Genomic DNA, 24,455 nt, shown 5'->3' on the forward strand with positions numbered 1-24,455 from the left:
AGGTGATGTAATCCCCTTCTTTTTTCTGATAAATTGCTTACTATTGAAGGAATAAAACAGGTGCGCAATGAATATTAACTCACCGTTATTGAGAAAATTTATAACCCTTGGCCGCATTGATGCCGACACGGTTAAAAACAAACAAAATGAATTTGCCTCAACAGCTGAGCTTATTTCTAAATGTGGAAAAATCGATAGTAAAGATTTAGCTGAACAATGTATTGATTTGTTTCGCGTACCTTATTTTGATTTAAAAGACTTTGACCCTACAAGAATCCCGGCCGATCTCGTAAAAGAAAAACTTATACGTAAACATCATATTTTGCCGCTTGTTCAAAAAGATCGAAAAGTTTATATAGCAGCATCAGACCCAACAGATTACGGCGCATTCGAAAACTTTGAGTTTAGTACAGGTCTTTCATGCGAAGTTGTTGTTGTTGATTATATTCAACTCGATAACAAAATTGAGCAGTTGCTAGATGCCACTGGCAGCTTAAATCTAACTGATGACGAGTTTCAAGAATTTGCTGACTTAGACTCAGAAAGCCAAAGAGATACAGCACCACAAGATGACGATAAAGATGATGCGCCTATCATCGTATATATCAACAAAATTTTAATGGATGCCATTAAAAAAGGCGCCTCTGATTTACATTTTGAACCGTATGAGCACAAGTACCGTATTCGCTTTCGTATTGATGGTATTTTGCATGAAGTTGCAAGCCCACCCAATACATTAGCCACCAAGCTTTCTGCACGTATTAAGGTTATGTCGAGACTCGATATTGCCGAAAAACGCAAACCACAAGATGGTCGTATTAAGCTAAAAATTACTGAACGCAAAAGTATCGATTTTCGTGTAAGTACCATGCCTACCTTGTGGGGCGAAAAAATAGTAATGCGTATTCTTGATTCATCAAGCGCTATGTTAGGCATTGATGTATTAGGCTATGAGCCTGAGCAGAAAAAGCTCTACATGGATGCGCTTGCCCAGCCTCAAGGGATGATACTTGTAACAGGGCCAACGGGTTCTGGTAAAACAGTATCGCTATACACAGGTTTAAATATATTAAACCAACCTGAGCGTAATATTAGTACTGCGGAAGATCCGGTTGAGATTAACCTTGAAGGTGTAAACCAAGTACAAATAAATATTAAAGCCGACATGACTTTTGCCAACGCACTGCGCGCATTTTTACGTCAAGATCCTGATGTAGTTATGGTAGGTGAAATACGTGACTTAGAGACCGCAGAAATATCAATAAAAGCGGCGCAAACAGGTCACTTGGTTTTATCAACATTGCATACAAACTCAGCGCCGGAAACAATCACTCGTTTATTAAATATGGGTGTACCCGCTTATAACGTAGCAAGTTCGATCAGCTTAATTATAGCCCAGCGTTTAGCACGTCGTTTATGCCCTAAATGTAAAACGCCAGAACAACTTCCGAGTGAAGAACTTGCTCGCCAAGGATTTAGCGCCGAGCAAATTGAAGAAATGACGTTATATATGCCTAAAGGGTGTGATAGCTGTACTGATGGTTACAAAGGGCGTGTGGGTATTTACGAAGTAATGCAAATTACTCCTGAAATTGCCCAAATTATTATGCGCGGTGGTAATTCGCTTGAAATAGCAGAGGTATCACTTAAAGCCGGTTTTAATAATTTACGTTTATCAGGTTTACGCAAAGCAGCCGATGGCCTTACATCCCTTGGTGAAATTAACCGCGTAACTAATTTTTAAAGGCCCACAGTAAAAGATATAAGGCTCTAAGCTTTAAGCTCAGAGCCTTATAGCTAGAGACTCATATCTAAGTAATGTAATATGCACCAAAAATTTGTAGAGAGTAATTTATGCCTACTGTTGTAAACTGCCCAACCTGTAAAACTAAAGTTGAATGGTCAGAGCAAAGCCCATTTCGCCCTTTTTGCTCAAAGCGCTGCCAACTAATTGATTTAGGTGAATGGTCATTCGAAAATAATAAAATTTCTGCACCAATCACCTCGGCTGAAGAGTTTAGCCAAGACATGATTGAAGATATTGAGGCAATGATGGCTAAAAATGAAGATGATTTTTTTAAATAATTTATCTTCATAATGCCCTAAATACAAAAACCAGCATTACGCTGGTTTTTTAGTATTTACAAAAAAGTAAAATTAACTTTTTTGTTTACGGTGCTTTTTATTCATACGCTTTTGCATTTTAGCAAACTTCTCTTTTTGCTCAGCGTTAAGCACTTGCATTACTTGGTGTTGTGTTTTTAGTTTAATTAAACCAAATTGCTCACCTTTTTCATGACGTTCATTTAATAGCTCTTTTGCTGCATTTTCGTCAAATGTTGCAGCCGAAAGTAATGCATCCATTTTAGCTTTATGCGCTTCACGCATCACTTTACGGGCTTCTTTATCGTCGCCACGCAGTGCTTTCATTTGTGTTTTTTGCGCTTCAAAAATAGCCTTTAGCTTAGTTTGCTGCTCATCTGTTAGATTTAATTTTTCAACGCCGCGCTCAGAAAGTAAAAAACGAGCTTGAGAATGGCCTTGCTTATGTCCGTCGCCTTTAGCTAATACGCTACCAGCACCAAGCGTTGCTGTTGCTAAGCCACAGATAAGTACTAATTTTGAAAGTGTGTTTAATTTAGTCATAATCATTACCTTAATATTGGGTTGGTTGTGGCTAACATACCCAATCAACCGCAAGAAACGAGTTTCAGTTGGAATTAAAAACTATTTAGGCAAGGCATTGATTGTAACCAATGGTTGCTCCCTTGTTAAAATCGATAACGCAGAATAAATCGTTTTAAAACCAACCCTTTGGGCGTTTCACAGCAACTAGCTCTCGGTGTTGTGACTTTTTAAAAGGGAATGCCATTCTTGCAAAGTCACGCCTTGATAGCCAGCTGCTGTGAAACGCTGAATTCTGTATCTTGAGGCTGACTGGGTATACGCCAGTGAGTTAACTATACCTAACTCAACGCAAAGTAACGCAAAGCAGTGTAAAGGTTGTGTAAAGATTCACCTTTGCACTATTTAGCGGGTAAAATAACGCTATAAACAACTCTAAGGGTTTGTAAATGAAACTATTAATGATTGATGACGACACTGGCCTTTGTGAGCTATTAAGTGAATATTTAACTGCCCAAGGCTTTGAAATACAAAGCGTACACGACGGTGAACAAGGCCTTAAACTAGCACAAGCAAATGACTACGCCCTTATATTGCTAGATGTAATGCTACCAACGCTTGATGGTTTTGAAGTACTTAAACAACTTAGGCAAACAAAACTCACACCGGTAATAATGCTTACAGCAAAAGGTGAAGACTTTGACCGTATTTTTGGTCTAGAGCTAGGCGCTGACGATTACATTCCAAAGCCTTTTAATCATCGTGAATTACTAGCCCGCGTAAAAGCGATAACTCGCCGTATAGAGCACATTAATAGTTTAAATATAGCTACAACGAGTAAGTTATTGGTTAATGGCATTACTGTTAACCTTGCAGCTCGAGAAGCCTCAATAGACGGCTCTACACTAACGCTTACTGGTACAGAGTACGAAATACTCACGCTATTGTGTAAAAATGCAGGTGAAGTGGTTAGTAAAGAGCAAATTAGTGAAGAAGTACTAGGTAGGCGTTTAGCTTCTTTCGATCGCTCTATCGATATGCATGTAAGTAATATCCGCAAAAAAATAGCAGAGCATATTCCAGGTGAGCGAATTAAAACAATGAGAGGTACGGGTTATGTCTTTATCCAAGGCGAATAAAAGCACTTACTTTGCTTGGTTAAAACACCCTGGGCACTACCTGTTTTTTAAAATATTTATTTGGTTTTGGTTAACTATAATCGGCACCGTTGCAGCGCTTATATTTTTAAGTAACATTACCGCTATTAACGCGGTAACTAACGAGCCGCTTTATGGCCCTATGAAAAAAAACCTAATATATACCGCCAAAAGTATTGAGCGCACTGCTATTAAACATAAGCGCAGCCTAAGCGATGTATTAGTACACCCTCGCCTATCAAAGCGTAAACTTTTATACTTAAGCGCAGCTCAAAGCGAAGACTCTCTTAGCAGTAAAGAGGTGCCAGAGAGCATCGACTTAAGTTTATTAAACTTTACTCAAAATATGTCACCACAAATTATTTTCACTGAAAAATATCAAGCCTTCGGCCCTGTTAACATAAACGTGCCTGAAGGGAGTTTTTATCTTTATGAAATAGATATTAACCATCAACCGCCGCTATTAATGCGCTTTAAGCTTATGCCTAATTGGATGAAAATAGTCATCGCAATTGTTGCCTCTCTTATTTTAAGTTTTGTATTTAGCCGTAACTTAATAGCCCCTATAAATAGTCTTAAAAAAGCAGCTATTAAACTATCAGCGGGCAACCTAAGCGCAAGAGCCGACATTTCTGTAAACCGAAAAGATGAGCTGGGAATACTTGGGCGAGACTTTAACAGTATGGCCAATCAGTTAGAGCTTTTAATTAGTTCACAAAAACGCTTATTAGCCGACATATCACATGAGTTACGCTCGCCCCTTACGCGTTTAAAAATGGCTACAGGTCTTGCACAAATGCAAGCTAACGACGCTAGCCAATCGTATTTATTACGCATAGAAAAAGAAGCAAACCAACTTGATAAGATGATTGCCGACGTGCTGCAAGTTTCTCGCTTAGAAGCAAAAAGCCAAGCGCTTTCACTCCAAAAACAATCATTACAAATAATTGTAGATCACGTTATTAACGATGCGCAGTTTGAAGCAAAACAAAATAATAAGCAGCTAAATATAGTGGGCGCTGTAGACGTAAATATTAATTGCGACGAAACACTTATTGCCAGTGCGCTTGAAAACCTACTTCGCAACGCTATTAAATACGCAAACAATACAATTAGCATTACTCTAAAGCACACAGATGCCATTTATATAGAAATATGTGATGATGGCTCTGGTGTGCCCGACGACCAACTGAGCAAGCTTTGTGAGCCCTTTTTTAGGCAATCAGATGCGCGGGATCGCGTAAGTGGCGGCACGGGTTTAGGGCTGGCGATTGCTAAAAATGCTATTACTGCGCATGGCGGCAGTTTAGTATTATCAAATAAAGAACTAGGTGGCTTGTGTGCTAATATAACCTTGCCATTAATAAAAGAGTAAAGCATGTTTTATAGTTCAGAAGCCCAGCTTGAGAGCAATCAAGAGGCCATTAATGTTTTTTATACTGAAAATTTAATTAAAAGCTACTTAGATACGCCATCAGGAAAGCTATTTTACGCATACGCAATCCCTAAAAACGCGACAACCGCAATAGTAGTAAGTACAGGGCGTATTGAAGGCCTCGAAAAATATAAAGAACTACTCTGGGAGCTGTATTGTAATAATTTTGCTGTGTTTATTATGGATCATCAAGGTCAGGGCCGCTCTTACAGGCACCTTAAAAATAAACATAAAGGCTTTGTAAAACATTATAATAACTACAGCAGTGACCTAAATAACTTTGATCAGCAAATAGTTTCAAAACATTGGCAAGGTAAAAAAGTCATGCTGGCTCATTCAATGGGTGGCGCCATTGCTATTGATTATTTAGCAAAATTTGAAAATAGCTATAAAGGCGTGTTTTTGTCTGCTCCTATGTTTGATATTTTTACAAAAGACGTACCAAAAATACCAACGAAGTTTATTGTTAAATTAGCCACTTTACTTGGTTTACACTCTTGCTATGCATTTGGACAAGGCAACTACAACCCAATTCCATTTACCGAAAACGTACTTACTAGCAGCGAGAAGCGTTACACCTACTTTAGGCAAACCTATAAATTAGAACCTAACATACAATTAGGTGGCGTTACGTTTGGCTGGCTAGCAGCTACAATATCGTTTTTAAAGTCTGTTGATAACCTAAACGTACCAATCCCTTTGTTTATAGCAAGCGCAGCTAGCGATACAGTGGTAAACAACGAAGCACAGTACAGTCTTGCAAAAAGGCATGCTCATGCAGCGATTGAGAGTTTTGAAGGGGCTAAACACGAGCTACTTTTTGAACGTGACGAAATTCGAAAGCCGCTATTAACTAACTTTTATCAATTTTGTGAGTCGGTGACGGCTTAACAAGTACTGACAAAGGGTCGAGGTGGATCAGTATATCTACCTCCGACTCAAAACGTTCTTTGAGCATTGCCTCTACTTCATCAGCCACATTGTGCGCGCGAATCAAGCTTAAATGATCATCAAGCTCTAAGTGCATTTGAATAAACTTAACTTTTCCGCCTTGGCGAGTACGAATATCATGCACGCCATGCACATCAGCATGGGCTCTGGCAATGTCAAATATGCTTTGCTTTTCATCATCAGGAAGTTCTTTATCCATTAAGTGTTCGGCACTATCGCGAGCTATATCCCAACTGTTATAAAGCAAGTAACCCGCTACACCTATTGCAAAAATAGGATCTGCATACAACACGCCATAATAAGCTAACAAAATAGCTAACAGCACCGCAGCGTTTAATATTAAATCGCCTTTGTAATGTACTGAGTCGGCTTTTATAGCAATTGAATCGGTATACTTAACCACTTTGTTTTGTACGAATACAATGACGAGCGTACACGCAATAGCAAAAATACTTACCCACACACCTAATAAAGAATGGCTTAACTGTATAGGGTTAAATAATCGCTCAATACCATGAAAAGCAAGTAGGCAACCTGAGCCTGCAATAAATGCGGCTTGGCCAAGTCCTGCAAGTGCTTCAGCTTTTCCGTGCCCAAACCTATGGTCATCATCCGCTGGGCGCAGTGCGTAACCCAACACTAAAAAGCTCATAGCGGTGGCAGTAATATCCATTAACGAATCAGTTAACGAGCCAAGCATTGAAGCCGAGCCAGAAGCCAGCCAGGCCCATGTTTTTGCGCCAATCATTAAACTAACCATGACCATGGTAACAATGCTGGAAGTTTTAACCCAAAATTCGTAGCTACGGTTATGCACGCGTGTATCCATTAATCACTGTATTGAATGTGTTGAGTATATCATTTTTTTAAAAGGTTTCGTGTATACTGCCCTTCGTCAAACTACAGATTATTTTATAAGGCTCATTATGCTGGATATTGTTTTATACCAACCTGAAATACCGCCTAACACAGGTAATATTATTCGCCTATGTGCCAATACTGGCTATGCATTACATTTAATTGAGCCATTAGGTTTTGAATGGGACGATAAACGCGTGAAACGTGCGGGCCTTGATTACCATGAATTTAGCCATGTTCAACGCCATGCCTCATTTGAGGACTACCTTGAAAAATGCAAACCTAAAAAAGTGTATGCCTGTACAACTAAAGGCAGTCAATTTCATCATGAAGCAAGTTACGAAGCTGGCGACTGTTTAGTGTTTGGCCCTGAAACACGCGGCCTGCCTGATGAAATGATTCAAGCATTACCAAACGATCAGCGTGTACGTATTCCTATGCAAGCAAATAGCCGTAGTATGAACCTGTCAAATGCAGTCGCCGTGTTTGTCTACGAGTCGTGGCGTCAGTTGGGCTTCCCTAACGCCCAGTAAATATAATCCGTTAGGCAATAAAAAACCGACATAGTGTCGGTTTTTTAGTTAAGGCCTAGCTCAAGCGCTTATTCAGCGCGTTGTTCTCGTCCTAAAAGAGCCATAGCGGCTTCTTTCATGTCTTTATTTTCATAAAGTACTTTATAAATTTGCTCAGTGATTGGCATTTCTACGCCAGCACGCTGCGCTAGTAAATACACTTCTTTAGTGTTTCTAAAGCCTTCAACTACTTGGCCAATAGACTCAATAGCAGCATCAACACTCTCGCCTTTACCTAACGCCAAACCAAATCGACGATTACGTGATTGGTTATCTGTACAGGTTAGTATTAAATCACCAAGGCCTGCCATTCCCATAAAGGTTTCTGGCTTAGCACCCAGAGCACAACCTAAACGAGTGAGCTCTGCAAGGCCTCGCGTAATGAGCGCGGTACGCGCATTAGCACCAAAACCTACACCGTCCGAAATACCGGCACCAATTGCAATTACATTTTTAACCGCACCACCGAGCTGTATACCAATAAAGTCATCATTGTTATACACACGGAATGAGCGACCACAATGAAGTAAATCGGCCAGCTGCTGAGCAAATTCAGGTGACGTTGAAGACACTGAAATAGCTGTAGGTGACCCCATCGCCATTTCTTTTGCAAACGTAGGACCCGAAAGTACCGCAAGTGGAATGTCATCACCCAATTCTTGCAAAGCAACTTCTTGTAACAAACGTCCAGTATTAGGCTCAAGCCCTTTAGTTGCCCACGCTACTTTAGCACCCTCTTGCAATGCAGGTTTTATCTGCGCAAGCGTGTCGCCAAAAGCATGGCTTGGCACAACAACAAGTACAATAGCACTGCTAGCAACGGCATGTTGTAAGTTAGCTTCAAGAGTAAGAGTATCTGGGAAAGGAGCATCAGGTAAGTAACGTTGATTTTTCCGCTCAGCTGCAAGCGTGGCAACGTCGTCGCTATTTCTTCCCCAAAGTGTCACCTGGTGACCATTTCGGGCTAAACAAATAGCAAGGGCGGTGCCGTAAGACCCCGCCCCTAATACAGTAACAGCTGTAGTTGCTGTACTCATAAGTTATGCGTCTGCTGAAGCCTGGTCAGCTTGCGCAGTACGTTGTTGCATGTATTGTGCAAATAACGCATCAAAATTAACTGGCGCAAGGTTAAGCTGTGGGAACGTACCACGATTAACAAGGTTTGAAACAGCTTCACGTGCATATGGGAATAATACGTTAGGACAAAATGCACCTAGCATGTGCGCAAGTTGCACTTCTTCAACTTCAGCAATAGTAAAAATACCTGCCTGTTGAATTTCACATAAGAACGCAGTTTCTTCACCAATAGATGCAGTTACAGTTAGCGCTAAAACAACTTCAAATACACCTTCGTCCAACTTGTTTGAGCGTGTATCTAGGTCTAGCTTAACTTCTGGTGTCCATTCTTTTTGAAAGATGGCCGGAGAGTTTGGCGTTTCAAACGATACATCTTTAGTGTAAATGCGTTGAATAGTAAATTGTGCGCCAGCTTCTGCAGCTGCTACGTTTTGATTTTCTTCGTTCATTGTTATTCCTAACTTGTTCGTTATTATAATTAAATTAAGCGTTTAGCTTAGCGTCAAGTTTACCTTGCGCTTCAATAGCCATCATGTCGTCGCAGCCACCGATATGTTCATCATTAATAAAAATTTGCGGTACTGTGCTTGCACCACCTGCTTTGGCAATCATTTCATCGCGTAGCTCAGGCTGCACACCAATATCATAATTTGTGTATTCAACGCCTTTGCTGTTTAAAAGCGAAAGAGCACGCTGACAAAATGGACAATACGCCTTGGTGTATAAAACAACATTACTCATAATAAATCCTCTATCGGCCTAGCTAAACTGATTAGCGACCTGTTGTAGTTGGTAAGCTGGCAGATTGCCACGCACCCATGCCACCTGCTAATAAGTAAACTCGTTCAAAACCAGCTTTACTCATAGCGGCTGCAGTACCTTGGGCAGTCATACCTGTAGTACATACAACTATAATGGGTTTAGTCTTGTACTTTTCAAGGCTTGAAAAGTCAGATTTTTTCGCATTCTCTGGGCTTAAGTGCTCAGCACCAGAAATACGCCCTGCATTAAACTCTTTTTGCGCACGTATATCGATTACTTGACCGTCATCACGGTTAATAAGTAACGTAAGCTGCTGGGGATTTATTTGACGAACAGCTGAAAGCTTACTTTTTATCCAGCCACTAACAATAAGGAAAACAATACCAACCCAAGCAAGGCTTAAAATGGGATGATTTGTAATAAATTCAATATATTGATCCATTCTACTTCCACTATGAAATTATGTTTTAAACCTAGGGCGTGTTGGCCTTTGTGGATTGAAATTTGTTCAATCTAGGGGCGATTAAATCGCGGCGCGAGATTTGTAACCTAGTGGGCTAAGTAAAAACCGAGCAACAAAGAGGTAATAGTCCCTAGAAAGAACCCAACGGGCAGCGTATGTTTGGTATTTATGCTACGTTATCGCCTATTTATGGGGAGTAACCACACTTCATAGGCTCTGCCTTGCCTAAAAACCAAACATACTGCTGCAAATTCAACCACCAAAGTGCAACACGCCCTAATATTTTAAGGATTTTGTACTTTAGCCACGCAAGTATACCCAAACCAACCTAAAATGCGAGTTTAGGAGCACTTAGAGACGTTTAAAAAACGATAAAGCCCCCCATATATAGTTAACAGAACTCTGGATAATAAATCTATCTCAAGCAGAGTTCATGTTAGTCAATAAGGTATAAGTAAAAATATTTAATATCTTGTTTTCAATGCTGATCCTAGCTTAAAAACACGGTATGCTAAAACCACGCTAATAAACCTTTTTAGGTGCACAGTATCCATCAACAGATACTAATTTTCAGGAGCTATTATGACAGAGCATAAAAAACCACTGGTATTAATGATTTTAGACGGTTGGGGACACCGCGAAGATACGCAAAGTAATGCTATTCTTGCAGCTAACACACCTGTATTAGACAACTTATGGGCCACCCGCCCACACACATTAATATCTGCTTCGGGTTTAGATGTTGGTCTTCCTGATGGTCAAATGGGTAACTCAGAAGTTGGCCATGTAAACTTAGGTGCTGGGCGCATTGTGTATCAAGATTTTACCCGTATCACCAAGGCAATTAACGATGGCGAGTTTGATTCAACCCCAGCCTTAGTTGAAAACATAGACAAAGCAGTAAGTGCTGGTAAAGCGGTTCACATAATGGGTCTTTTAAGCCCAGGTGGTGTGCATAGCCATGAAGATCATATAGTTGCAAGTATTGAGCTGGCGGCAAAACGTGGTGCTAAAGAAGTCTATTTCCATGCATTTTTAGATGGCCGTGACACACCCCCACGTAGCGCAAAAGCATCAATAGAACGAATTGAAGCGTTATTTAGTAAACTTAAGTGCGGACGTTTAGCATCACTTATTGGCCGTTACTACGCAATGGACAGAGACAACCGTTGGAACCGTGTAGAAAAAGCTTACAACGTAATGACGCTCGCCGAAGGCGACTTTAACTTTGATAATGGTGTTGAAGCACTTAATGCAGCGTACGAGCGCGACGAAAACGACGAGTTTGTAGCAGCTACGACTATTACGCCAACAGGTGCCACTCCGGCTTCAATAAACGATGGCGACACCGTTATTTTTGCTAACTTTAGAGCAGATAGAGCCCGCGAAATTACCCGCGCTTTTGTTGAGCCTGAATTTGATGGTTTTACTAAAAAAAGAACGCCAGAGCTTAGCGCATTTGTAATGATGACAGAGTATGCAGCCGATATAGACGCACCTGTTGCATTTGGACCTACACCACTAATAAACGTACTTGGTGAATGGTTTGAAAAAAATAATAAAACACAGCTTCGTATTTCAGAAACCGAAAAATACGCACACGTTACGTTTTTCTTTAGTGGCGGACGTGAAAGTGAATTTAAAGGTGAAACACGCGAGCTAATTCCTTCGCCGCAAGTAGCAACCTACGACCTACAACCTGAAATGAACTCAGAAATGCTAACCGACAAACTAGTAGAAGCAATTAAAAGCGGTAAATACGATGCTATTATTTGTAACTACCCTAATGGCGATATGGTTGGTCACTCAGGTGTATTTGAAGCCGCTGTTAAAGCTTGTGAAGCTGTAGATAGCTGTATCGGACGTGTCGTTGATGCACTAGAAGAGTTTGGTGGTGAAGCACTAATTACAGCCGATCATGGTAATGCTGAGCAAATGGCTGATCTCAAAACTGGCCAAGCACATACTGCCCACACTAGCGAACCGGTGCATTTTATTTATGTAGGTCGCGATGCAGAGCCAATGCAAGGTAAAGCCTTAAGTGATGTAGCCCCAACAATGCTTCACTTAATGGGTATGGAGCAACCAAAAGAAATGACTGGTACGCCTATCATGATGTTGAAATAACACATGAATAAACGTATTAACCGGTTAATTAAGTGCGGTTTGATACTAACTTCATTAGTGGCTGCATCTGCAGTTGCTAATGAAGATCGTACTAAAAAAGATTTATCAGAGGTTCAAAATGCACTTGAGCAAAGCCAAGCTGAATATAACGCCCAAAGAAAAAAAATAGCGTCGCTACAAAAAAATCTAAAAAGCCATGAACTCGATATAGCTAAAAATGCTAAAGCACTTAACATGGCAGAGCAATCCGTAAAAGAGACCAAAACACAGCAAAAAGAGTTACAAAGTAAAGCCGATGAGCTTGATAAAAAGCACACTCAGTTTCAGAAAATTTTAGCCGCGCAACTCAAAAGTGCCTATATGGCCGGTGGCGACGACTACTCTAAAATGCTGTTGAATCAAGAAGACACAGCCAAGTTTGAGCGCACACTTAGCTATTACAATTACTTAAATAAAGCCCGTATTGAACAAATCGAAGATCTAAAAGATCTTCAACAGCAAATAGTACAAAACCAAGAAGAGCTCGTTAAAACACAAGAAAAACTAGAGCTTTTATTTGATGAACAAAAAAGGCGCCAAACTGCATTACTTAATGCACAAAGTGAACGCCAAGCTAATCTTAAAAACTTACAAGCTCAGCTCAACAGCACTAAAAGCTCAATAAATTATTTAAAAGAAAACCAACAAACTTTAGTAACAACGATTAAAGAGCTCGAAAAAGAAAAAACACAAAAAATAGAATTACTTGGCCTAAATAAGAGCAAGGGAAAATTAGACTGGCCGAGCAAAGGCAAGTTAGAGCACACATTCGGCCAACGTAAGCATGGTGGTATTGATTGGAAAGGCGTATTAATTGGTGCAAAAGAAGGTACTAATATTAATAGCGTGCACAACGGCCAAGTTGTATTTGCCGATTGGCTAAAAGGCTATGGGTGGGTAATTGTTGTAGACCATGGTGAAGGTTTTATGAGCCTATATGGCCACGCTCAAACGCTACTAAGAGATGTAGGGGATATGGTACGTGAAGGCGAAACCCTCGCTTTGGTAGGCCAAAGCGGCGGACAGGCAAGTTCTAGTCTATACTTTGAAATACGCCACAAAGGACGCGCAGTAAATCCTGTAAAATGGTGCAAACGTATTTAATTAGATAAATCGCTGCACCGCCCTGGAGCAGCTGATGACAACTAAAAAACACACAATAAATACCGTTAATAAAAAAAGTGCAGACTTTTATATAAGTCTGTACTTGCTTGTATTACTAACCCTAATTACCTTTACTAGTAATGCACTAGCAAGCTCAATTAAAGATCTTAAAAGACAACAAATAGACGAAATACTCTTTAACATTCATACCTATTACGTTGAAGATCTCACCTTACAAAATAGCCACCATATTAAATATAACAACCAGCAGTTTGAGCGTTTATATTCAAAACTCGACTCCTATTCTAAGTACTTAAATGAGTATGAATTAGCCTCATTATTTGATAACACAAATGGTCGTTACACAGGTATTGGTATAGAAGTTAAAAACATAGACGAGAATATGACTATTGTTAACGTGGTTAATAATTCGCCCGCAAAAGCGGCAGGTATTTTACCAGGCGATATTATTGTAAGTGTAAACAACAACGCAGCTCAAAACCGTACTATCGACGAAGTAGCAACACTAATAAGAGACAGTGAATTTTCGAATATAGATATAATTGTAAATCGCGATAACAATAAAAACCCACTCACTTTTCATGTCACACGTCGCCAAATAAACCTCGAAAGTGTAACAAGCGAACGTTTAGATTTTGGAACTGGTTACATAGCTATCAATAACTTCTCTAACCACACATTACATGAAGTTGCACTACAAGTTGCCGCCCTGCAAAGCCATTTTGGCTACCCACTTAAAGGCTTAGTAATTGATTTACGTGATAACCCAGGGGGGACATTACAAAGCGCAGTGGCTGTATCAGACCTATTTTTACAAAGTGGCACTATAGTGACGACTAAAGGACGCTTTTACGATGCTAACCAAGCATTTTATGCAAAGCGTGGAGACATTCTAAAAAATGCGCCCATAGTTGTGCTTATAAACGAAAATTCAGCCTCTGCAGCCGAAATACTCGCAGCAGCACTTAAAGATAATAAACGAGCAACCATTGTTGGCAGCCAATCTTTTGGGAAAGGCTCTGTACAATCACTCATTCCACTCGGTGATGGCAATACCGCATTAAAGCTCACCACAGCGAAATACTTCACACCGTTAGGTAAATCGATTGATGGAATAGGAATAACCCCAGATGTGGCGGTTAATCAAACAAACCTTTCACAAAGTAATAAAGCCGTTATAATAAAAAATGAACACACTAACAATAATGCGCAATTACTTACTGGTAATCTAACCGATTTACAGTTGGTTAAAGCCAAACAATTACTCAGCATGCAATAGCTTGTATAAGCTGTTAAACAAAGCTAAAAAGATAATAAAAACTATAAACGTGAAAATAATAAAATGGCTAACATTAGTTATTTGTTTTAGCTCTGCAACAATTAGCGCCAAGCAAATAGCAATAGTGATAGACGATATAGGCTATCATCAACGGGACTTAGAGTTCCTTTCCTTACCTGGGCAATTGTCGTATTCAATTTTGCCCCATACCCCTTATTCGCAAATTTTTGCAACACTTGCCAGTCAATCAAATAAAGAGTTATTGCTTCATATACCTATGCAAGCACTTAACGGTAAAGAACTAGGGCCTGGTGCGCTTACTTTAAATATGAATAAAGAGCAGCTTCAGCAAACTCTTGGAACAGCTCTCGCTAGTTTACCGCAAGTTAAAGGCGTTAATAACCACATGGGCTCAGCGCTTACGCAAAAAAGCCAAGCTATGAAGTGGACAATGGAAGTACTTAAAAAGCGTCATTTATATTTTTTAGATAGTCGCACAACCGATTTGAGCCAGGCACAAAATGCCGCTAACTTTTTGGGTGTTGCTAATATTAGTCGCCAAGTGTTTTTAGACAACATAACTACACCAGAACAACTGCCGCTAAGGCTTGAAGAGTTAAAACAATTAGCCATTTCCCATAGCTTTGCCATTGCAATTGCTCATCCCTACCCTGAAACCATCGAATTTTTACGCCATGCCTTACCAGAGCTAACTAAGCAAGGTTTTGAACTCGTACCGGTTTCGCAATTAGTTGAACGTAAGTACATTCAGTTAGCGCATGCTGAGGGAAAAGGAGTGAGTGCTCGGTAATATAAGCTTTAAATAATGCTATATCCGAATAATAAACTAATACCAATTCGCTTAATTAAGTGGTCTATTTTGAGGGCGGAAAAACGTGTTGATAGCTAGGTAAAAAATTCACTATTTATTTGATCTAAATGAGAATTTTTTAACGCAGGTAGCGACACGTTTAGCCCCGCAAAATGATTAAGTATTATTGCGGATTGGTATAACCATTTAATAATGCAGAGTATCGGTATAACTTGATTAGATATTTTATCGTTGGGTTTCGCTTCGCTCACTCCAACCTACTCAAAAGCAAAAAGCCCCGCATTTTCATGCAGGGCTTTTTAAATTTTGCTGCTTGAGCAATATTAACTCATAGCGCTTTGTAACTTTTTCATCGCTGTTTTTTCAAGCTGACGAACACGCTCAGCAGATACACTGTACTTTTGTGCAAGCTCCTGAAGGGTTGCTTTATCATCAGACAACCAACGTGCGCTAACAATATCTTGTGAACGTTCATCTAGTGTTTTAAGTGCGCTAAATAAACGAGTATGCGCTTGCTCTTTCCACTGCTCTTGCTCAACGTCGTCAGCTAAGTCTGCTGCGCCATCTGTTAAATACTGTACTGGAGAGTATGTACTTGTTGGTGCATCGTCGTTATCGTCACCAGTTAGGTCAAAGCCCATGTCTTGGCCGCTCATGCGCGATTCCATTTCACGTACTTCTTTTTCACTCACACCTAGCTCGCTAGCAACAGTGCTAACCTCAGCTTGGTTGAACCAGCCTAAACGTTTTTTGTTTTTACGAAGATTAAAAAACAATTTACGTTGCGCTTTAGTGGTTGCAACTTTAACTATGCGCCAGTTTTTAAGAACAAACTCGTGAATTTCGGCTTTAATCCAATGCACTGCAAACGACACTAAACGTACACCCACTGTAGGGTCAAAACGTTTAACCGCTTTCATCAGGCCTATATTACCTTCTTGAATAAGGTCAGCTTGTGGTAAGCCGTATCCCGAGTAGCTTTTAGCAATATGTGCTACAAAGCGTAAATGCGACATAATGAGTTGCTTGGCAGCACTAAGATCGCCTTCTTCCTGAAGTCTTTTAGCAAGTTCTTGCTCTTGTTCAACTTTAAGCATAGGAATAGTGCTTACCGCTTGAAGGTAACCGTCCATGCTTGCGCTTTGTTGTCCGACTGTAAGTGCCATTGCGTATAAATCTTTACTCATTTTTCACCTCGGTGATAAACATTTGAAACTATCTTAGCACTCTTTCTCTAAGAGTGCTAACCCCAATTTAAAACTTTTTAAAAGTATAAATCAAGCAGTTTTTAGTATGTGTTTAGTCTACTACAAGCGACTGAATAAGTGATGAATTGAGGGATTGCAGCCAATTAACCTAACCGCATCACCTTATTTACAACTCATTACTTTATGGGAGGATAGTACACAAATATGACAGTTTTAATAACGGGAGGTACAACCCAGTCCGATACGATACGCATATCAAGCTGGGTTGGTTCACTTATAGTTTGCAGGGTTTTTTATACTTTATCGGGTTCTATTTCTTTAATATATCGATTTACAGAAAGGTACGAGCCTACAAATCCTAAGCTTGTTGCAAGTAACACTAAAAAGCCGAGTTCATTAAGCGATAATCCTATTAACGAAAAGCTTGTTTGATACACCCCCGCCACACTGCTCACAGCGCTTGAAAGCCACCACATCATCAGTCCTACGCATATAAAGGCAAACAAACCACCTATTACACCATACCAAATACCGGTCCACAAAAATGGGGCATGTATAAAGGTGTTCGTTGCGCCTACTAGCTTCATTACTTGTATTTCTTCTTTTTTATCCATGATCGACAAACGAATGGTGTTACCAATAATAAGTGTCACTGAGGTAAGTAGTAATAATGCGATGGTTATTACACTTTCTTTGAGTAAATCTAGTAATGCATTTAAACGCTCTAACCAAGCTATATCGAGCTTACCAAAATCAACTTCACGTTCACTTTCTAATTTAGTTAGCAGTACTTTAGCGGCATTTGGGTGTCTGTGACGTTTTGTTGGGGTAACGAGTACCACATCCGGTAATGGATTCTTATCTAAATACTCCAAAGCTTGCCCAAAGCCAGATACATCTTTAAATTCAGTTAATGCCTGTTGTTTTGAAATAAACTCAACACTTTCCACTTCTGGGTAAAGTGCTAAACGCTTTACTAATGTTTGCGTTTCTTGCTCGTTCATACTTTCTTTAACGAACAACGATATTTCACTCGCTTCTTCAAAACCACTACTTACTTGCTGTACGTTTTTAACGACTAAGTAAAGTGTTGCAGGTAACGTTAGGCTCAAACCAAGTACAGCGATAGTCATCATAGACGCAAGCGGCGTGCGCCACATTTCACCTAAGCTATGCACACCTTGGCGAAAAATATTAATAATAAAAAAGTAACCGCCAGCTAATACTGATTTTTTTTGCTTGTCGTTACTATTTTGGCGACCTTTAAAAAGTAAACTCATAGTGCCCCCTCAGCAAGCGGGTCTTGAAGCATACGGCCATCTTTTAAGGTTAAACTACGGTACTTCATACGTGCAACCAAACCCAAATCATGCGTTGCGATAAGAACAGTGGTACCGTGTTTATTAAAGTCTTCAAACAACTTTAGTATTTCCATTGAAAGCTCTGGGTCAAGATTACCTGTTGGTTCATCAGCTAGTAAAATTGGTGGGGAGTTTACAATAGCTCTGGCAATACCAACACGTTGTTGTTCGCCTCCAGAGAGCATTGAAGGATGACATTTCACTTTGTCAATTAGGCCTACCTTGTCAAGCGCACCATGAACCCGTTTAGCTATTTGCTTATGGTGAGTCCCCTCAATAATGAGAGGTAATGCCACATTATCAAAAATAGTATAGCGCTCTAATAACCTATGGTTTTGAAAAATAATACCTATATCACGACGAGCATAAGGAATTTGACGCGAGTTTACTTTGTTTAAATCAACACCGTTGATAAATACACTACCTGCTGAAGGACGTTCCATTAAGCTAATTAACTTAAGCAACGTACTTTTACCCGCACCACTGTGGCCAGTTAAAAAGGCAAGTTCACCCGGTTTAATATGAAAATTAACTTTTTCGAGGGCGCGGTGCCCTCCAGGATAGGTCTTACTTACTTGCTGAAAATTTATCATCTTTTTATTATGCCAACTCCATTAACACATTAATGAAATTAGTATTCCTCGCAATTAAAAAGGGAGCTAGCTCCCTTTTTTGGTAAATTAAACGTCGTCCTCATCTTGGCTAAATAACGCATCAATAAAGTCATCGCTTTTAAAAGCGCGTAAATCATCAATACCTTCACCAACACCAATGTAACGAATTGGAATATTAAACTTATCTGCAACTGCAAAAATTACACCACCCTTTGCAGTTCCATCAAGTTTTGAAAGCGTAATACCAGTTAAACCAACACATTGATTAAACAGGTTTACTTGGCTAATTGCATTTTGCCCTGTGCCTGCATCGATAGTTAGCATCACCTCGTGCGGCGCATCAGGATCAATCTTTTTCATTACACGAGCTATCTTTTCAAGCTCTTGCATTAAGTTATCTTTATTTTGCAAGCGCCCAGCTGTATCAGCAATTAACACATCTACATTACGTGCTTTAGCCGCTTGGAATGCATCAAACACAACTGATGCACTATCTGCACCTGTATGCTGTGCAATAACGGGAATGCTGTTACGTTCACCCCAAACCTGAAGCTGCTCAACAGCTGCCGCTCTAAACGTATCACCAGCAGCCAGCATAACCGACTTACCTTCGTTTTGAAATTGCTTAGCCATTTTACCAATAGTCGTTGTTTTACCAACACCATTTACGCCTACCATTAAAATAACAAACGGCTTTTTATCTTCGCTTATGACTAAAGGCTGTTCTGCCGTTTTAAGCATCGCAGCCATTTCTTGTTTCATTAACTCATAAAGCGCATCACCATCTTTTAACTGTTTACGGTTCGCTGCATCAGTTAAACGATCAATCAACTTCATGGTGGTATCAACGCCTAAATCGGCGGTGAGTAATTGAGTTTCAAGATCTTCAAATAATTCGTCGTCTATTTTTTTTCCACTAAAAATAGACGCAAAACCAGAACCTATATTAACGCGAGTCTTTAACAAGCCTTTTTTAAGACGAGAGAAAAACCCTTCTTTTTTTGGCTTTTCGGCTTTTTTAGCTTCTTCAATTGCAAGTTCTGCTGTGATACGTTCTTGTTCTAAACGTTCATTTTCTGCTTCTTCAGCTGCAATACGTTCTTGCTCTAAACGTTCATTCTCTGCTTTTTCAGCTGCAAGGCGTTCTTGCTCTAATCGTTCATTCTCTGCTTTTTCAGCTGCAAGGCGTTCTTGCTCTAAACGTTCATTCTCTGCTTTTTCAGCAACAAGGCGTTCTTGCTCTAAACGTTCATTCTCTGCTTTTTCAGCTGCAATACGTTCTTGCTCTAATCGTTCATTCTCTGCTTTTTCAGCTACAAGGCGTTCTTGCTCTAATCGTTCATTCTCTGCTTTTTCAGCAACAAGGCGTTCTTGCTCTAAGCGCTCATTTTCTGCTTTTTCAGCTGCAATACGCACTTGCTCTAAGCGCTCATTTTCTGCTTTTTCAGCCGCAATGCGTTCTTGCTCTAAAAGCATCTGCGCTTCTTGTTCTGCTAAGCGCTTCGCTTGCTCTTGCCTTTGAGCTTCAGCATCCGCTTGTTCTTTTGCTAATAACTCAGCATTCGCTTGCTCTATTGCAAGCTTTTCGGCTTTGATTGCCTCATCTTGTTTTTCAAGGCGTATTTGCTCTAGTCGCTCAGCCTCTACTTTTTCTGCCGCTAATCGTTCTTGCTCTAAGCGCATCTCTTTTTCTTGATCGGCTAAACGTTGCGCATGTTCTTGTCTTTGCGCCTCGGCATCTGCTTGCTGTTTTGCAAGCAATTCAGCATTGGCCTGCTCAATGGCAATCTTTTCCGCGTTTTCAGCACGCTGGCGTTCTTGTTCTAAACGATCTGTTTCAGCCTCTGCTTTTAACCGTTCAGCTTGCTCTTGCGCTAGTTTTTCTTGCTCTAAACGTGTTGCTTCAATTTTTTCAGCAGCGATACGCTCTTGCTCTAAGCGCTCTGTTTCAGCCTCTGCTTTTAACCGTTCAGCTTCAGCTTGCTGCGCTAGTTTTTCTTGCTCTAGCTTCTGCGCCTCTTCTTGCGCTAATACTTGTTGTTTATCAGCTGCTGCTTTTTGCTCTGCTTCTTTTTTATCTGACTTGCCAAAACCGAGCCACGACATGAATTTACTTTTTTTTGTCATACTTGCTAATAACCACTTATAAAAATCTGATAAACTAAAATTTGAAATAGCTTGGCAATGCCCAGCAATAGTTGCTAATAAATACAACCATTCAAAACGTAAGTGTTCAATAGTAACACTTTTAATGCGGTTGAAAAATGAAGCTACACGTAATCGCCCATAATATTATCTGAGCTAGATACCATATACCATTTTTTAGTGAGCTAAATGAGAAAAAAAACAACGCAAAATAAAGCTACTAACAAGCCCAGTGATGGCTTTATTAGAGTGATTAGTGGTCAGTTTCGAGGCCGTAAACTCCCTGTTAAAAACGTAGAAGGCTTGAGACCTACTACCGATCGAATTAAAGAAACTGTATTTAATTGGCTAATGCAGGATACGCGTGACGCAAATGTACTTGATTGTTTTGCCGGTTCTGGTGGATTGGGATTTGAAGCACTATCTCGATTTGCTAAAAGCGCTACATTTATCGAGCTCGACTCATTAGCTGCTAAGCAATTAGAACAAAATATTAGCACTTTAAAGCTCGACAACGCATACGTTAAACATACCAATTCGCTCTCCTTTTTAGAGCAAAAAAACACAAACGAAGCCTTTAATCTTGTATTTGTTGACCCACCATTTCGTAAAGATTTAGCGCAAACAACCTGCGATTTATTAGAAAAAAACCAATGGTTAAGCAACGACGCATTAATTTATGTTGAAGTAGAGGCAGAGCTAGCCGCCTTAGAAACATCAAGCAACTGGTTGTTAATTAAAGAAAAAAAGGCGGGACAAGTACTTTGCCAACTGTACCAGCGACAAGCAAATTAATACTGTTTAACGTAATGTGTTTCTGTTAATATTGTCCTTTACATGTGGTGTTGCTTCGGATTACAATACCGCACCATTTTTGAACCACTTGATCAATATTTGATCAACTTGAGCAACGCTCATAATTTAGGTAGGTGAATTTTTAATGCCAGTAATTAAAGTAAGAGAGAACGAACCGTTTGACGTAGCACTTCGTCGCTTCAAGCGTTCATGTGAAAAAGCAGGAATCCTTTCAGAAGTTCGTCGTCGCGAGCACTATGAAAAACCAACAGCTGAGCGTAAGCGTAAAAAAGCTGCTGCAGTTAAACGTCACATGAAAAAACTTTCTCGTGATAACGCTCGTCGCGTTAAATTATACTAATATATTAGGTCTTGTATAAATGAGCCTTTTAATAACGCTAAAAGATGCGCAAAAAGATGCGATGAGAGCTAAAGACAAGCAACGTCTTAACCCTATTCGTATGGTACTTGCTGCAATCAAGCAACGTGAAATTGACGAGCAAATAACGCTAGACGACGCAGGTATTACCTCCGTTATAGTGAAGCTTGTTAAACAACGTCGTGACTCTTACACTCAGTACAAAGATGCTGGGCGTGATGATTTAGCTGATATTGAAGCCAATGAAATAGTAGCGCTTGAAACTTTTTTACCTCAACAATTGAGTGAAGAAGAAATAATTGCTCTCATTGACGCGGCTATTGCTGATACTAATGCAGCAGGTATGCAAGACATGGGTAAAGTAATGGGTATAATCAAAAGCAAAGCTGAAGGTCGAGCCGATATGGGTAAGATTTCTGGTTTAATTAAGCAAAGATTAACTGCCTAATACTCCCACATACATTAAAGTATGATTGAAGTAAACCGAGCCTAGCGCTCGGTTTCTTTGTTTTTAACTTTAATAAAAAGTACACCGATTAGGTTACTTTAAAATGAAATTTTTTATAGCTTCCCTATTTATTTCGCTGTCATTTTGGTAAGTTAAAGCACACTATATTTTGCATCAAGCAAGTATAAAAAAGTAAATTTCATATTCGTTCTTCTTCTTATTATTTCAGGACTGTATTTTACTAATGGCCGGAAAGATCCCACGTAACTTTATAGACGATTTACTTGCCAGAACCGATATTGTCGACCTGATAGACTCAAAAGTAGGTCTAAAAAAAGCAGGTAAGGATTATCAAGCTTGCTGCCCATTTCATAACGAAAAATCTCCCTCATTTACTGTATCGCAAGACAAACAGTTTTATCACTGCTTTGGGTGTGGCGCTAATGGTAATGCTATTTCGTTTGTAATGGAGTACGAAAAGCTAGAGTTTGTAGATGCTATTGAAGAAATAGCCAGCATGCTTAATTTAGAAGTACCTCGAGAACAAGGCGCAAATTCAGCACCAGAACGTACGGCTGCGCAAAAGCGCTCCGATTACGACTTAATGCTTCATACTGCTCGCTTTTATCAGCACCAATTAAAACACCATAGTAATTCTGCTGCTGTTATTGAGTATGTTAAAGGCCGTGGTTTAAGCGGTGAAACTGTTAAAAAATTTATGATTGGCTACGCTCCCAGTGAATGGGATGGGCTATGCCTACAGCTTGGTCGTAATAAAGAACAAAAAGAGCAATTGGTTGAGCTAAAGCTAGCTTCAGAAAAAACACCAGGCAGACAATTTGATTTTTTCCGCGATCGCCTAATGTTCCCTATTCGCGATAAACGCGGACGCGTTATTGCATTTGGTGGGCGTGTAATGCAAGCCGACCAAGGGCCAAAATATCTAAACTCGCCAGAAACCCGAATTTTCCATAAAGGCTTTGAGCTTTATGGACTTTACGAAGCAAAGCAAGCCCATAAAAAACTTGATCATGTAATGATTGTTGAAGGTTATATGGATGTTGTTGCCTTAGCTGAACAAGGGATTGAATATGCAGTTGCATCACTGGGGACAGCAACAACAAGCGAGCACATGCACACTTTATTTAGAACTACTGATAAAGTAATCTGTTGTTACGATGGCGACAGGGCTGGCCGTGATGCTGCTTGGCGGGCACTTGAAAATGCACTCCCTTATTTAAACGATGGTAAAGCACTACAATTTGCATTTTTACCAGATGGCGAAGACCCTGACTCGCTTGTACAAAAAGAAGGTAAGGAGCAATTCGAATTGCGCCTAAGCCAAGCAGATGACTTTACCAAAGTATTGTTTAATAAATTAAGCCAAGAAGTTGATTTAACACTCGATTCAGGAAAAGCTAAACTTCTTAGTGCAGCACTTCCACTAATTGAAAAAATTCCAAGTGAGTTTTATCAAGAAAACATTCTTGAACAATTAGGACGCTTAATTGGCAGAACGCGTGAGCAGTTGAATAGCCGTTTAAAAACGCCTAAACAGCAACACTCTATTGAACGTAAATTTAAAATAACACCTATGCGCCAAGCTATCGGTATATTGATCCAGCACCCTAATTTAGCTAAAAGTGTGCCGTATTTACCTGAGCTTGCACAAATGAACATTGCTGGCATAGGGCTGTTATTACGATTACAAGAACAAGCTTTAGAAAAAGAAAATGTGACCACAGCGCAACTGCTCGAGTTTTTTCGAGGAACTGAAGATTACGAGCCATTAATCAAGCTTGCAACGTGGCAACATGAGATAAATGAAGAACGTTTAGAGACGGTTTTTAAAAATACTTTCAAGTTTATTGAAGATCAGTGTTTAAATTATCGACTCGAGACCCTATTAATAAAGGACAAGACGCAAGGCCTTAGTAGCGATGAAAGGCTTGAGTGTCATTTGTTAATGACAGCGTTAAAAGCGACTAACAGTTAGGGTCTGTTTATCTTTCGAGGTTAAGTTTACAGCAGTGTGTTTGGTATTTAGACAAGACATAGCCTATGTAGTGTGGTTATTCCACATAAATAGGCGATAACGCAGCATAAATGCCAAACACTCGCTGCCCTTTGGGTTCGACCCAAGGGAGGTTTACTCTTTGTTGCTCGGTTTTTACTTAGCCCACTAGGTTACAAACCTCGCGCC

General features: G+C 39.9%; 24 protein-coding genes. 14 read left to right on the plus strand and 10 right to left on the minus strand.

All coding sequences use genetic code 11. The annotated features are described in order from the left end of the window. Positions 1-67 precede the first annotated feature (67 nt). Entirely contained in the window at positions 68-1,744 is a 1,677-nt protein-coding gene (gene pilB / locus I6E69_RS05705; RefSeq protein WP_197120805.1) for a type IV-A pilus assembly ATPase PilB, read from the plus strand. Between the two features lie 110 nt (positions 1,745-1,854). Continuing rightward, complete coding sequence (gene yacG / locus I6E69_RS05710; RefSeq protein ID WP_002957774.1) at positions 1,855-2,085, plus strand: DNA gyrase inhibitor YacG; 231 nt, start codon at positions 1,855-1,857, stop codon at positions 2,083-2,085. A 72-nt stretch (positions 2,086-2,157) separates the two neighbouring features. Here the strand turns inward: yacG and I6E69_RS05715 are convergent, their stop codons facing one another. After that, positions 2,158-2,646 carry a Spy/CpxP family protein refolding chaperone gene (locus I6E69_RS05715; protein ID WP_193225569.1) on the minus strand — a complete coding sequence of 163 codons (489 nt, stop codon included), beginning with the start codon at positions 2,644-2,646 and terminating at the stop codon, positions 2,158-2,160. A gap of 428 nt (positions 2,647-3,074) precedes the next feature. On the opposite strand from I6E69_RS05715, the gene I6E69_RS05720 reads away from it, so the two are divergent. From I6E69_RS05720 to I6E69_RS05730, 3 genes are read left to right on the plus strand one after another with little or no spacing between them, the layout of a single operon-like run. Continuing rightward, positions 3,075-3,764 carry a response regulator gene (locus I6E69_RS05720; protein ID WP_182692886.1) on the plus strand — a complete coding sequence of 230 codons (690 nt, stop codon included), beginning with the start codon at positions 3,075-3,077 and terminating at the stop codon, positions 3,762-3,764. Next, positions 3,742-5,157: an ATP-binding protein gene (locus I6E69_RS05725; RefSeq protein WP_002957777.1), complete on the plus strand. Its 1,416-nt coding sequence runs from the start codon at positions 3,742-3,744 to the stop codon at positions 5,155-5,157. Before I6E69_RS05720 ends, I6E69_RS05725 begins: the two co-directional genes overlap by 23 nt. 3 nt (positions 5,158-5,160) lie before the next feature. Beyond that, the gene (locus tag I6E69_RS05730) at positions 5,161-6,108 is read left to right on the plus strand and encodes an alpha/beta fold hydrolase (RefSeq protein WP_002957778.1); all 948 of its coding nucleotides are present in this window, start codon (positions 5,161-5,163) and stop codon (positions 6,106-6,108) included. Here the strand turns inward: I6E69_RS05730 and I6E69_RS05735 are convergent. Continuing rightward, positions 6,071-6,934, minus strand: coding sequence for a cation diffusion facilitator family transporter (locus I6E69_RS05735; RefSeq protein ID WP_197120852.1), 864 nt, complete (start codon positions 6,932-6,934; stop codon positions 6,071-6,073). The genes I6E69_RS05730 and I6E69_RS05735 overlap by 38 nt on opposite strands. A 160-nt stretch (positions 6,935-7,094) precedes the next feature. Between I6E69_RS05735 and trmL the strand changes: the two genes are divergently transcribed. After that, positions 7,095-7,559, plus strand: coding sequence for a tRNA (uridine(34)/cytosine(34)/5-carboxymethylaminomethyluridine(34)-2'-O)-methyltransferase TrmL (gene trmL, locus I6E69_RS05740; protein ID WP_002957780.1), 465 nt, complete (start codon positions 7,095-7,097; stop codon positions 7,557-7,559). Between the two features lie 68 nt (positions 7,560-7,627). Here trmL and gpsA read toward each other — a convergent pair whose 3' ends face one another. Genes gpsA through I6E69_RS05760 form a run of 4 tightly spaced genes read right to left on the minus strand, consistent with a single transcriptional unit; the run spans position 7,628 to position 9,879 of the window. Further along, positions 7,628-8,635, minus strand: a complete 1,008-nt coding sequence (gene gpsA, locus I6E69_RS05745) for an NAD(P)H-dependent glycerol-3-phosphate dehydrogenase (protein ID WP_024597561.1) — start codon at positions 8,633-8,635, stop codon at positions 7,628-7,630. A 3-nt stretch (positions 8,636-8,638) separates the two neighbouring features. Beyond that, the gene (secB, locus tag I6E69_RS05750; protein WP_002957782.1) at positions 8,639-9,124 is read right to left on the minus strand and encodes a protein-export chaperone SecB; all 486 of its coding nucleotides are present in this window, start codon (positions 9,122-9,124) and stop codon (positions 8,639-8,641) included. Positions 9,125-9,158: 34 nt separating this feature from the next. Then, a complete protein-coding gene (gene grxC, locus I6E69_RS05755) occupies positions 9,159-9,416 on the minus strand; it encodes a glutaredoxin 3 (RefSeq protein WP_002957783.1) in 258 nt (85 codons plus the stop codon). 31 nt (positions 9,417-9,447) lie between these two features. Then, positions 9,448-9,879 carry a rhodanese-like domain-containing protein gene (locus tag I6E69_RS05760; RefSeq protein WP_002957784.1) on the minus strand — a complete coding sequence of 144 codons (432 nt, stop codon included), beginning with the start codon at positions 9,877-9,879 and terminating at the stop codon, positions 9,448-9,450. Between the two features lie 603 nt (positions 9,880-10,482). Here I6E69_RS05760 and gpmM point away from each other — a divergent pair. From gpmM to I6E69_RS05780, 4 genes are read left to right on the plus strand one after another with little or no spacing between them, the layout of a single operon-like run. Then, complete coding sequence (gene gpmM, locus I6E69_RS05765; RefSeq protein ID WP_002957786.1) at positions 10,483-12,027, plus strand: 2,3-bisphosphoglycerate-independent phosphoglycerate mutase; 1,545 nt, start codon at positions 10,483-10,485, stop codon at positions 12,025-12,027. 3 nt (positions 12,028-12,030) lie between these two features. Then, complete coding sequence (locus tag I6E69_RS05770) at positions 12,031-13,170, plus strand: murein hydrolase activator EnvC (protein WP_197120806.1); 1,140 nt, start codon at positions 12,031-12,033, stop codon at positions 13,168-13,170. Between the two features lie 34 nt (positions 13,171-13,204). Continuing rightward, the gene (locus I6E69_RS05775) at positions 13,205-14,470 is read left to right on the plus strand and encodes a S41 family peptidase (protein ID WP_149603267.1); all 1,266 of its coding nucleotides are present in this window, start codon (positions 13,205-13,207) and stop codon (positions 14,468-14,470) included. A 49-nt stretch (positions 14,471-14,519) separates the two neighbouring features. Further along, complete coding sequence (locus tag I6E69_RS05780; protein ID WP_197120807.1) at positions 14,520-15,281, plus strand: divergent polysaccharide deacetylase family protein; 762 nt, start codon at positions 14,520-14,522, stop codon at positions 15,279-15,281. A gap of 344 nt (positions 15,282-15,625) precedes the next feature. Here the strand turns inward: I6E69_RS05780 and rpoH are convergent, their stop codons facing one another. From rpoH to ftsY, 4 genes are all read right to left on the minus strand, one after another. Further along, entirely contained in the window at positions 15,626-16,489 is an 864-nt protein-coding gene (gene rpoH, locus I6E69_RS05785) for an RNA polymerase sigma factor RpoH (protein ID WP_002957791.1), read from the minus strand. Between the two features lie 314 nt (positions 16,490-16,803). Beyond that, complete coding sequence (gene ftsX, locus I6E69_RS05790; RefSeq protein ID WP_002957792.1) at positions 16,804-17,790, minus strand: permease-like cell division protein FtsX; 987 nt, start codon at positions 17,788-17,790, stop codon at positions 16,804-16,806. Further along, positions 17,787-18,464, minus strand: coding sequence for a cell division ATP-binding protein FtsE (gene ftsE, locus I6E69_RS05795; RefSeq protein WP_002957793.1), 678 nt, complete (start codon positions 18,462-18,464; stop codon positions 17,787-17,789). Before ftsE ends, ftsX begins: the two co-directional genes overlap by 4 nt. Before the next feature lie 87 nt (positions 18,465-18,551). Beyond that, entirely contained in the window at positions 18,552-20,612 is a 2,061-nt protein-coding gene (gene ftsY / locus I6E69_RS05800) for a signal recognition particle-docking protein FtsY (RefSeq protein WP_197120808.1), read from the minus strand. A 207-nt stretch (positions 20,613-20,819) separates the two neighbouring features. On the opposite strand from ftsY, the gene rsmD reads away from it, so the two are divergent. The 4 genes from rsmD to dnaG all read left to right on the plus strand — a co-directional run bounded on the left by rsmD (position 20,820) and on the right by dnaG (position 24,248). Beyond that, positions 20,820-21,425, plus strand: a complete 606-nt coding sequence (gene rsmD, locus I6E69_RS05805; RefSeq protein ID WP_197120809.1) for a 16S rRNA (guanine(966)-N(2))-methyltransferase RsmD — start codon at positions 20,820-20,822, stop codon at positions 21,423-21,425. A gap of 145 nt (positions 21,426-21,570) precedes the next feature. Beyond that, on the plus strand, positions 21,571-21,786 hold the full coding sequence (rpsU, locus tag I6E69_RS05810) for a 30S ribosomal protein S21 (protein WP_002957797.1): 216 nt from the start codon (positions 21,571-21,573) through the stop codon (positions 21,784-21,786). 19 nt (positions 21,787-21,805) lie between these two features. Further along, complete coding sequence (locus tag I6E69_RS05815; RefSeq protein WP_007376027.1) at positions 21,806-22,252, plus strand: GatB/YqeY domain-containing protein; 447 nt, start codon at positions 21,806-21,808, stop codon at positions 22,250-22,252. A gap of 244 nt (positions 22,253-22,496) precedes the next feature. Then, entirely contained in the window at positions 22,497-24,248 is a 1,752-nt protein-coding gene (gene dnaG / locus I6E69_RS05820; RefSeq protein ID WP_165744708.1) for a DNA primase, read from the plus strand. Positions 24,249-24,455 lie beyond the last annotated feature (207 nt).

Origin of the sequence: Pseudoalteromonas sp. NZS100, assembly GCF_015864815.1 — a bacterium.
GTDB lineage: Bacteria > Pseudomonadota > Gammaproteobacteria > Enterobacterales > Alteromonadaceae > Pseudoalteromonas > Pseudoalteromonas distincta.